Annotated in this window: 9 protein-coding genes; 8 read left to right on the top strand and 1 reads right to left on the bottom strand. The window is 34.0% G+C overall.

Annotation, left to right across the window (positions count from 1 at the left end; genetic code table 11):
- Window positions 1-230: 230 nt before the first annotated feature.
- The 7 genes from ACFOSE_RS09210 to ACFOSE_RS09180 are packed head-to-tail and all read left to right on the top strand — an operon-like array spanning window position 231 to window position 6821.
- On the top strand, window positions 231-914 hold the full coding sequence (locus tag ACFOSE_RS09210) for an ATP-binding cassette domain-containing protein (protein ID WP_380432674.1): 684 nt from the start codon (window positions 231-233) through the stop codon (window positions 912-914).
- Window positions 898-1614, top strand: coding sequence for a hypothetical protein (locus tag ACFOSE_RS09205; protein ID WP_380432672.1), 717 nt, complete (start codon window positions 898-900; stop codon window positions 1612-1614). The genes ACFOSE_RS09210 and ACFOSE_RS09205 overlap by 17 nt, the downstream gene beginning before the upstream one ends.
- A 9-nt stretch (window positions 1615-1623) precedes the next feature.
- Window positions 1624-2496 (top strand): DUF6895 family protein, encoded by an 873-nt coding sequence (locus tag ACFOSE_RS09200; RefSeq protein ID WP_380432671.1) that lies wholly within the window; start codon window positions 1624-1626, stop codon window positions 2494-2496.
- Window positions 2472-3059 (top strand): hypothetical protein, encoded by a 588-nt coding sequence (locus ACFOSE_RS09195; protein ID WP_380432669.1) that lies wholly within the window; start codon window positions 2472-2474, stop codon window positions 3057-3059. The genes ACFOSE_RS09200 and ACFOSE_RS09195 overlap by 25 nt, the downstream gene beginning before the upstream one ends.
- Window positions 3052-3732, top strand: a complete 681-nt coding sequence (locus ACFOSE_RS09190) for a hypothetical protein (protein WP_380432668.1) — start codon at window positions 3052-3054, stop codon at window positions 3730-3732. The genes ACFOSE_RS09195 and ACFOSE_RS09190 overlap by 8 nt, the downstream gene beginning before the upstream one ends.
- A 15-nt stretch (window positions 3733-3747) precedes the next feature.
- The gene (locus ACFOSE_RS09185; RefSeq protein ID WP_380432666.1) at window positions 3748-5451 is read left to right on the top strand and encodes an ABC transporter ATP-binding protein; all 1704 of its coding nucleotides are present in this window, start codon (window positions 3748-3750) and stop codon (window positions 5449-5451) included.
- Window positions 5452-5492: 41 nt separating this feature from the next.
- The gene (locus tag ACFOSE_RS09180) at window positions 5493-6821 is read left to right on the top strand and encodes a KxYKxGKxW signal peptide domain-containing protein (RefSeq protein ID WP_380432664.1); all 1329 of its coding nucleotides are present in this window, start codon (window positions 5493-5495) and stop codon (window positions 6819-6821) included.
- A 108-nt stretch (window positions 6822-6929) separates the two neighbouring features.
- On the opposite strand, the gene ACFOSE_RS09175 is transcribed toward ACFOSE_RS09180, so the two are convergent.
- Window positions 6930-7760: an exodeoxyribonuclease III gene (locus ACFOSE_RS09175; RefSeq protein WP_380432663.1), complete on the bottom strand. Its 831-nt coding sequence runs from the start codon at window positions 7758-7760 to the stop codon at window positions 6930-6932.
- A 216-nt stretch (window positions 7761-7976) separates the two neighbouring features.
- On the opposite strand from ACFOSE_RS09175, the gene ACFOSE_RS09170 reads away from it, so the two are divergent.
- The gene (locus ACFOSE_RS09170) at window positions 7977-9242 is read left to right on the top strand and encodes an NRAMP family divalent metal transporter (protein WP_380432661.1); all 1266 of its coding nucleotides are present in this window, start codon (window positions 7977-7979) and stop codon (window positions 9240-9242) included.
- Window positions 9243-9362 lie beyond the last annotated feature (120 nt).

Here is a 9362-nt window from a genome sequence, read left to right as displayed (position 1 = left end):
AGTCTCCTTTAGGATTTCTTTTAGTGTAGAACACTTTATAAATTCTGTCTAGTTTAGTGTAACCTATTCAAAGTAACTTATATTAATATTATACACAATTTAAGTCAATCTATATAGTATTTTACTTATTAGTGATACGAATTTTATAAACTAACTGATAATTAAGCTATTTGTTTTAATGATTAAATAAATAGCTTAATTATCAATTAATTTTAAGGAGGATTTATATTTTGCTTTCTATAGATCAAGTATCGTTTGCTTATACACGTTCTAAGATTTTAAAATCAATATCACTAGAAATTTCCAACAAAAATCAAATTGTCGCTTTGTTAGGACCCAATGGTGCAGGAAAGACCACACTCCTTAATGTTGTTGCTAACTATTATCAGAAATATACAGGAAATCTCAATAAGGAAGCTTATAGTGCTTTTATGCTGCCGGATATTCCATATATTCCTCAAGATATGACGATTACAGGCTGTTTAAATGATTTCCAAAAGCTATATTCCTCTTTCAACAGAGAAAGAGCAGAACAGATGTTAGACTATCTACAATTAGATTTTAACAAGCAGATTTCCGATTATTCTAAGGGAATGAAAGAACAGTTACACCTTGTTTTTGCCTTGGCACAAGATGTTGAGTATTATCTTTTTGATGAGCCTCTGGCAGCTGTTGATCCTTTAACACGTGATATTCTTATCAGTCTTATCAAAGGTTATCGTCGTCCTAATAGTGTAGCTATTATCAGTACACACTTAGTTCAGGATATGGAAGATCTTTTTGATGAAGTCATTATGATTAACAATGGGAAAGTAGTTTTATACGAAGAGACTGACAAGTTGATGTTAGAGTATCCAGGTCAGTCTTTAGATGCTATTTATAAGGAGGTTAATCGCCATGTTGACGCTTATTAGACGCATTTTGAAAGATAATATTGGGGTATTTCTTTATATCTATATTATTCAGATTATTTTACGTTTGGTAAAATCAATATTTGATGACCTTACTATTTTAGACACGGTTTATGGTCTTTGGATTATGGTGGTGGCGACCTTTGCGGTCATCTATTCGACTAATATACTATATAGGCTTATTTACACTAGGCAAAGTTTTTTCTATTACACACTAAAATATACTCTCAATCAGATATTATTAGTAACAGCAGGGGTTCAAATACTACTCAATTTTGTTTTTTATTTAACTTATTGCGAATCTGGTCTTTTAGAAATCGTGGGAAAATTGCTGTCGTTGACCTCTTACTTTATGCTGGCGACTCTGTTTTTATATTTAACAAGGATTTTTAAATCGAAAAAAGTTGGACGGAATCTCTTTTTACTTTCCCTGTTAGCTTCTTTGGGGACTTATGCAGTTGTTTACTATAATGTCATCAAAGATAGGATTGGGGAAAAGACTTTTGGGATTGGTTTTACTCAGGATTCTATAGGAGATAGCGTAAGACATATCTATATGGCTATCACTCCCCTCTATCTTGTAGATGTAAAAGGGGTAGATCTCAGCTATTTAATGACAACAAGTAATACGGTAAATATCTCTATTGTTGTTATTGGCTTGGTAATCTATCTAGCTATTAGAAAATTAAGAATAAATTGGTGAGTGGCGATAATGGATATTGAAACTAGCATTTTAAAAACAGTTAGCTATTTAAGAAAAAATATTGACTATTTTCTTGTGGAAGAACACTTGCAATATGATAGTGAAGGAGAGATGAAATCTTTTATCGAGTTAATTTTTCTATATAATTTTTGGACAGATTCTATGAAAGAAAAATATAATCTCTATTTTGTAAGAGATTATATTTTTTCAAAAATTAATAGTAATAATTTTGTGAAAGAATCATACAAAAATATTATAACTTTTAGCGGATTAGCTACCATAGAGGAGTTTTTACTATCTGAAGGTTTTAGTAAATATAATACTTTCTTAAAAGAGATGGTTAATGAGCATAAGTTAGACTTGCTTATGGAAAGAACTCCCTTTAGGCTAATGGATGTTAAATATTCTTTAAGTAAGGCTAATATAAAAGATAATCTCCCTTCATATGAAGAATTATTCAAAAAAACAGTATTAGGGAAATCTTTACCTCTTCACTATATGACTCCCTCTACTCTATATAGTATTACGCATACTTTATTTTATATCACTGATATGGGGCGTGGTTACTATTTGGATTTTTCAATCGATAATCTGGATTTTATTCTGAGGACTTTAATGGGAGAACGCATTATAGAAAAGGATTTAGATATTCTAGGTGAATTGGTGTTAAATAATATTTTTTTAAATATGAAACAAGTTCAAAATATGAGGATGGTGGATTACTCTATTAATGAAATGATCAGTAGACAGATGGATAATGGATTATTTCCTGCTCCAGAAAATTTAACGCTTAAAGATGATTATCAAGAATTTAGACATCATTATCATACGACTTTAGTATGCTTAGGAGCTTTATTATGCTATCAAGAATGGGAAAAATAATCAAAAAATTAAATAAAGTATCGCTTGATATAGAGTTTTATACTAACTTTTGTAATCTACTAATAATTTCTAATGATTTGAAATATTTTTATCACAAAGATTTGGAGAATACTTCAGTTGGTAATTTACTAAATAATATCTCATATACGTTAGTTCAAAGAATTGATGTTGATAGCTTGCTAAAATTTTATCCTATGTATGTTAAAGAACATATTCACTTTTTTATATATGCTAGAAAGTTTGGTTTAGATATTCAAATACTCGATAATTATTTTAGTAGTGATATCATTCGAAAGAACGAATGGGAAACGCATCAATATGATTATTTAGTTAATCAAATTAATTTTATGAAGGGTCTCTCTTTGTACAAATTAGATACCACTCAAGTGAATATGTTTCAAAATCATGATATGACTATCGAAAATCTTTTAAATGATGGGATAATTGATGCTTCCCTAAGTAATTATTTAGTAATGACGAGTATGGATGAAGGTTTCAAAAATGAGAATTTAGTATTTTCCGAGATTAAACAGTTATTATTGGAGGATGCCAAAGATGTATGAGAAAAAATTAATTAACTGGCTATTCAATATTAATGATATCAACTCTAAATTATTATTATTTTTTATTGGAGATTATGGGGTTCTTGATAAGAATTGTTTAAAGGATGCTGATATGATTTTTCCCGAAATCTTAATAGAACTAGATGATAAAGATAATGATATCGTTAAGCAACTTAAATTAAAATTGTATCAAGAGATTATGGAAGTAAATACTTTAAAATCTAAGGATTTTATTTTTACTTATTTGAAAGACAGATTAGAATATGATTTTGTTTCTAAAAAAAAGATAAATTTAGAAATAGACTATTCCCTTCTTGATACAAAATTGAGACTAGATGATTTATATCAATTACTTTATATAAGTCGTTATAATAATCAAAAAAATTATAATGAAGAAAAATTGTGTGAAATTTTATCGGCTTACTCTGTCTATTTTGCTAGACACTATCAGCTAAAGGAATTATCATTGTGTATCATTATAGCGACAGATTATCCAGATTTATTTCCCAATACCTTTTATAGAGATAGTTGGAATTTTTTGATTAGTAATCAGACGAATGAAGGGTACTTTGGTTATAAAAATCCTTTTATATCTGAGCCTAAAACAGATAGAGAAAAACTTTTAGATAGTTTTTATTGTTATTATGCTCTGTCAGAGTTAAAGAAATTATAAAAGGATGAGCATTGTATGAAAGAGATAATTATTCCTAAAAATTTAAAATTAAAATTATTCTTATGTCTGGGGGTTATATTTAGTATATTTGCATCTGTGGCTTATTTATTAATTCCTCAAGGATTAGAACAACTTATTGATCATAAAGTAATAGTTATAAAAATGATAGTAAAACTGGGGTTATTATTTGTAACTAATTTATTATTCAACTTTATTTCTTCATTTTTATTACTAACATATGCGGAAGGTCAAATTAGAGAGTCTAGATATGATTCTGCTTTGAAATTATTAAAAACAGATGTATCATTTTTGGAAACTTCCTTAAGTGGGGAGCTATCTAGTAGGATAATTAATGATACGGAAGTTGTAAGGCAGTTTTTAAGTGAGGTTATACCAAGCGCAATAAGCTCTGTTATCTTAATTTTCCTTACCTTTATTGTTTTATTGAGGCTAGATATTGGATTATCTATATGTATCTTCTGCGGCCTCCTTCTTATGGTTGCTTTTCTAACCCCATTATCTGCTGTCAGTAGAAAATATGCTAAAAAAAAACAAAGTCACTTAAATAGTTTATCTGGTTATTTGACTGAAATTTTTCAAAGTATCAATTTGATTAAATTAAATCAAGGATATAATAAAATAAAAAAACAATATAATCAAAAATTACTCAATACTTCTGAAAGCTCTTTTAAATATAGCTTAGTTGATTCATTTATAGGTCCTATTGTCTATGTTGTTCTATTTATTGTATTAGGTTTTATTTTTGCTTATGGAGGTTATCGTGTTAGCGAGGGAAGCTTAACAGTTGGAACTTTAATTGCGTTTTTAATCTATTTATTTCAACTATTAACTCCTTTTAGTAATATAGGCCAGTTTGCAAATCAATTTGCAAAAACTAAGCAATATGTTAGTGTAATATCTTCTTATAGAAATTTACCTGATGAAGATGAAGGAAGTATAGATGTTGATAATAATGAATTTTTGTCACTTGAATTCAAAAATATAGGATTTTCATATGGAGATCACGATGTTTTACATAATATTAACTTTAAGATTAATAAGGGTGATAAGCTTGCATTCATTGGACCTTCAGGGTCGGGTAAAACCACTATTATTAATCTTATATTAAAATTATATAAACCAATTCATGGAAAAATATTATTTAATGAACAACAAAATTTAAGAACAATTAGTACTGATAGTTGGAGAAAAAAGATATCATTTATTGCGCAAGACTTTGAATCACTATCAGGAACTATATATGAAAATTTAACATTTGGATTAGACTCTTTACCGAATGATGAAACTATAAAAGAAGCGTTAAGAAAAGTTAATTTATTAGAAGATATAGAAAAGTTTGAGCAAGGATGGCATACTCTTGTTGGAGAAAAAGGGTCAAAATTGTCAGGGGGTCAAAAACAACGACTTCAATTAGCAAGGGGATTTTTAAAAGAAGCAGATATTTTTATTTTTGATGAAGCAACATCAAATTTAGATAGTATATCTGAATCAATAGTCCTTTCTTCAGTAGAACGTTATCTAAGTGAAAAAACAGTAATTTTCATTACCCATAGATTAGCAACAATAAAAAATGTAGACAAGATATTTTTCATAGAGGATGGCTATATAGCTGAAAAAGGGACACATGAGTATTTGTTAAGTCACTATCAAAAATACAAATTATACTTATCAAAACAGCTAGGCAACACCAGATTATAAGACTATATTTAATTTAGTGAAGAAAAAAGGAGATCTTAATCATGCAAACTATCACACGCTATAAACTACGTAAAATTAAGAAGAAATGGTTAGTGGTTTCCACTGTTGCCCTAGCCAGTGTTTCGCTATTAACCGCCGGTTCATCCACCGTTAATGCGGATACACAAGTGATGGTCAGTGAGCAGCCGGTGGCAACCCAAGTAGAGCAATCTTCCCAAGAAGTGACAACGGAGCTGGACACTCCAGTGGAAGGGACTGCAGATGAAGAATCGATTTCTCAAAAACCCGTCGTTCCTTCTTCAACGCCAGCACAAGGAGAGGCTAGGTACTTAGAAGAGAAGATCGAGAATATTAATAGTTCCTCAGAGTTGGCCACTTACCAAGAGCAACTGAATCCGACATCGGTTGTCGGAAAACCAGCAACGGATGGAACGGTAGCTATCTCTAAACCTGAACAGACCACAGTTTATCCTAGCCAAAACGAGAATCCAAAGGCTGAACCCTTGGTCCAATCCAGCCAAGAAGAGGCCGTTCTGAAAGATCAAGACTTTGTTTCTGATGCACAAAGAGTTGATATTAACCGTATCTTAGATGGGCGTTCCTCTGGTATTTCAAGCTTGGACGCTGCAGCTTTGACCTATGAATTTGAAAAAGCCCGTTTAAAAGGGGCAACAGATGCGACCATTTTAGCAGAGGTGCGCAAAGCTGGTCGAGTGATTCCTGCTAATTTGACCTATCTCAGTGACTTCTATGATGATAAGACAGGGACAAGCGGGACAGCCTTTAAAGACAATGCGACAGGTAAAGTCATTGTTGCCTACACAGGAACCAATAACGATGGCAACGAGTTACAGGATGCTCTTGGAGCGGACATCATGGGTATTGGATTAGCTCGGGGTCAACACTATCAGCCGGCTTATGCCTTTTACGACCGATTGGTCAATCAATATGGAGTGCAGAATATAGTTATCACTGGTCATTCTTTAGGTGGTAATGTTGCTCAGCGGGTTGCCATCAAGAAAAATGTCGCTCAGACTGTTGTCTATAACGCGGCTCCTCTTTATATTCCTGCGGTTGCCTACCTAGGAAATAAGGTTTATGAGACTCTTCGTCAAAAATTTGATTGGCCTTCTAACAAAACGGAAGCTAAGCAGACGATAGCAGATATTAAAAATGATTTGAGGCATTTCACGGGTAATGTTATTCGGATTACGACCCAAAAGGATTGGCTCAATAATGCTATGCGTTTGTTGGGGGCTGTTTATGTTGGTGAAGAGCATATCATTGGTCAGTCAGGTAATCATGATTTACAAGGGATAGCGGATGACGCCAAGCAAGTGGCTAGTGTAAAGCCCTTAGTTAGCCTTTGATTTACTAGAATCCGTTAAGTTAGTGCCTAATAAAAAGCTCCATAATATCAAATGGGACTGTCCACTATAGATATTATAGAGCCATATTTATGAAGCCTTTTTATAAAATCACAACTCAATCTCCAATAAAATCGGACCGTGGTCCTGACGCTCACCTGAATCGATCATATTGGATTGGATGATTTTATCAGCGATACGGTTACTGGTCAGCCAATAATCAATCCGCCAGCCGGTATTATTGATTTTAGAGGTTTTGCTGCGCTGAGCCCACCAAGAGTAGATGTTGGGGACATCACCGTGTTTGTAGCGGAAGGTATCGGTAAAGCCTCTGTCTAAAAGATTGGTAAAGCCTTGGCGCTCTTCATCGGTGAAGCCCGGTGAGCGGTGGTTGCTGTTAGGGTTGGCAAGGTCGATTTCCCTGTGGGCAACATTGTAGTCACCAGTAGCTAGGACGGGTTTTTGTTGGTCCAATTCGACCAAATAGTCAGCGTATTTCTCATCCCAGATTTGGCGCTCATCTAAGCGTCTCAAACCATCACCAGCATTGGGAGTGTAGACCTGCGTCACGAAATATTGGTCAAATTCCAGGGTAATGATGCGACCTTCAGCATCCATAGTAGAAGGAGCGTTAATTTCTGGAAAGGTGATAGTAGGTTCTTCTAAGCTGGATTTATAGAGAAACATAGTTCCTGCATAGCCCTTGCGAGCCGGTTCGACAGATGAGCGCCAAGCGATGGCATAGTCAGGGAAGTAGTCGTTTAAAATTTCCAGATGTTTCTTCGTTGGTCCCTTAGCAGATAGTTTTGTTTCCTGAATAGCGATGATATCAGCATCCTGTCCTACCAAAGTATCAATAACTTGACGGGAGAGTAGCGCACGAGATGAGTCGCTAGTCAGTGCAGCGTTGAGAGAATCAATGTTCCAAGAAATGAGTTTCATAAGCCATCCTTTTCATGAATTATATTTTCCTCATTATAGCAAAATGATAGAGCAGGTGCGACTGTTTTGTTCGTTGACCGAAGAAAGACAGGGAAATCATTTTTGAAAATTATTAGAAATTTTCAAACAATTGCCTTGACAGCAAGGAAATTAGATTTTATAATAAATACAATTGACAGAAAAGTCAGAAAATTTTATAGATTAAGGGGGATCTCTATGTCAGATCAATCTACTCAAGCGACTTCTACATGGCAGTCAAAATTTAAAGCTATGGGACCCGGTATCCTAATGGCTTCTGCAGCCGTTGGTGGTTCTCACATCGTTTCTTCAACTCAGGCTGGTGCCATCTATGGCTGGCAGTTGGCTATCGTTATTCTTTTGATTAACTTGTTTAAATATCCATTTTTCCGCTTTGGTTCAGAATATACCCTGCAAACCGGACAATCTTTGATTGAAGGTTATGCTCAACGTGGAAAATGGACACTATGGATTTTCTTTATTCTGAATATTTTTTCTGCAGTTGTCAATACAGCAGCAGTAGGGATTCTCTGTGCCGCTATTCTTTTCAATGTTTTTCCTAATGGTTTTGGTCTCAGTATTTCCCAGCTGACAACAATCATCATTGTCTTGATTTGGGCCATGCTGCTAATCGGTGGTTATAAATTCCTTGATGGTTTGGCTAAATGGGTGATGACAGCTTTAACAATTGCGACTGTAGCAGCAGTAGTCATCGCTCTCTTTAAGCACCGTGAATATGCGCCCGATTTCACAGCTCCAACACCTTGGCAATTGTCCGCTCTACCTTTTATCGTATCACTCATGGGCTGGATGCCGGCACCGATTGAAATTTCAGCCATCAACTCTATGTGGTCTGTTGAAAAGCGTAAGACAGTTAAAGTTTCATATTTAGATGGTATTTTCGATTTCAACGTAGGTTATATTGGTACAGCAGTCTTGGCTCTTATTTTTTTAGCTTTAGGTGCTTTGATTCAATTTGGTTCTGGTAAAGCTATTCAAGGAGCCTCTGCTCCTTACATTGCACAATTTATCCAAATGTATGCTTCTGTTTTGGGTGATTGGTCTCGTCTCTTGATTGCTTTTATTGCTTTCTTATCAATCTTTGGAACAGTTATTACGGTTATTGATGGCTATTCTCGTGCTAATAATGAAACCTTGCGACTCATCTTTGATAAGAAAGAAGTCTCTTCCAGGGCTCTTTATATCTGGATAACGCTGACATCAGTCGTTGGTTTACTCATCGTTTATTTCTTTGCAGGTGATGTCGCGAATATGGTTAGATTTGCCATGATTGGGTCTTTTATTACGACACCTTTCTTTGCTTATCTCAACTATAAGCTAGTTAATACTAAGGAGCACCACATTGCCTCGTGGCTTAAGTGGCTTTCTATCATCGGTTTAATCTATCTTTTCGGTTTTGCCATCTTTTTTGTTGTCGCATGGCTAACTGGTAATATTGGTTAAGAATTATTCAATCAATAGCAAATAAGGCTGGAACTTTTGTTCCAGCCTCAGACCGAAGACAAACTTCTTTTTGGAGGTTTGTCTTTTTTGGTGTCTCTTATCTTTAAGATGAAAAATGGA

It is taken from the genome of Streptococcus dentapri (assembly GCF_042649885.1).
In the GTDB taxonomy this organism is placed as follows: domain Bacteria; phylum Bacillota; class Bacilli; order Lactobacillales; family Streptococcaceae; genus Streptococcus; species Streptococcus dentapri.
This window is presented reverse-complemented; position numbering and strand designations above follow the sequence as displayed.

Bases quoted from the DNA above. Each gene is read 5' to 3' on its own strand.
- ACFOSE_RS09205 (WP_380432672.1), top strand. From the start codon at position 898: ATGTTGACGCTTATTAGACGCATTTTGAAAGATAATATTGGGGTATTT.
- ACFOSE_RS09200 (WP_380432671.1), top strand. From the start codon at position 1,624: ATGGATATTGAAACTAGCATTTTAAAAACAGTTAGCTATTTAAGAAAA.
- ACFOSE_RS09195 (WP_380432669.1), top strand. From the start codon at position 2,472: ATGCTATCAAGAATGGGAAAAATAATCAAAAAATTAAATAAAGTATCG.
- ACFOSE_RS09190 (WP_380432668.1), top strand. From the start codon at position 3,052: ATGTATGAGAAAAAATTAATTAACTGGCTATTCAATATTAATGATATC.
- ACFOSE_RS09185 (WP_380432666.1), top strand. From the start codon at position 3,748: ATGAAAGAGATAATTATTCCTAAAAATTTAAAATTAAAATTATTCTTA.
- ACFOSE_RS09180 (WP_380432664.1), top strand. From the start codon at position 5,493: ATGCAAACTATCACACGCTATAAACTACGTAAAATTAAGAAGAAATGG.
- ACFOSE_RS09175 (WP_380432663.1), bottom strand. From the start codon at position 7,760: ATGAAACTCATTTCTTGGAACATTGATTCTCTCAACGCTGCACTGACT.
- ACFOSE_RS09170 (WP_380432661.1), top strand. From the start codon at position 7,977: ATGTCAGATCAATCTACTCAAGCGACTTCTACATGGCAGTCAAAATTT.